Genomic DNA, 526 nt, shown 5'->3' with positions numbered 1-526 from the left:
CTGGCCAAGGCCGCCGCGCCCGCCGCGCACAGCCGGCTGGCCACGCAGGGCGTGTTCCTTGAACGGCTGGGCATCACGGCGCGCGCGCAATCGCTTGCCCGCCGGCTGGAGGGCGACGCGCTCAAGGCGCACGTGGCCGCACATCGGCGCTTGACCCATCCCGACGAAATGGGGACCCTCTTCAAGGTACTGGGACTGTTCCCCGAGGGCCACGCCCCGCCACCCGGACTGGAGCCATGACGCTGGAGATCATCACCGCCGACAGCCTCGCGCCGATGCGCCACGGGTTCTTCACCCGCAAGGGCGGGGCGTCATCGGGCGTGTTCTCCGGGCTGAACTGCGGGCAGGGATCATCGGACCAAGCCGAGATCGTCGCGATCAACCGCGGCCGCGTGGCCGACGCGATGGAGGTGGCCCCGGACAGCCTCGTCTCCGTGCATCAGGTTCATTCCGCCGATGTCGCCGTGCTCGACGCGCCGCCCGCCGCCCGGCCCCGCGCCGACGCGATGGCCACGGCCACGCCGGG

General features: G+C 72.4%; 1 protein-coding gene and 1 pseudogene. Both read left to right on the top strand.

Going from position 1 to position 526, the window contains the following annotated elements:
• Positions 1-240, top strand: a pseudogene (locus ACH107_RS33445) (class I SAM-dependent methyltransferase); the annotation flags it as partial.
• A partial coding sequence (locus ACH107_RS33440; protein ID WP_412509877.1) for a laccase domain-containing protein occupies positions 237-526 on the top strand: 290 nt, incomplete at its 3' end. The pseudogene ACH107_RS33445 and the gene ACH107_RS33440, both read left to right, overlap by 4 nt.

It is taken from the genome of Roseovarius halophilus (ex Wu et al. 2025) (assembly GCF_047086965.1).
This window is presented reverse-complemented; position numbering and strand designations above follow the sequence as displayed.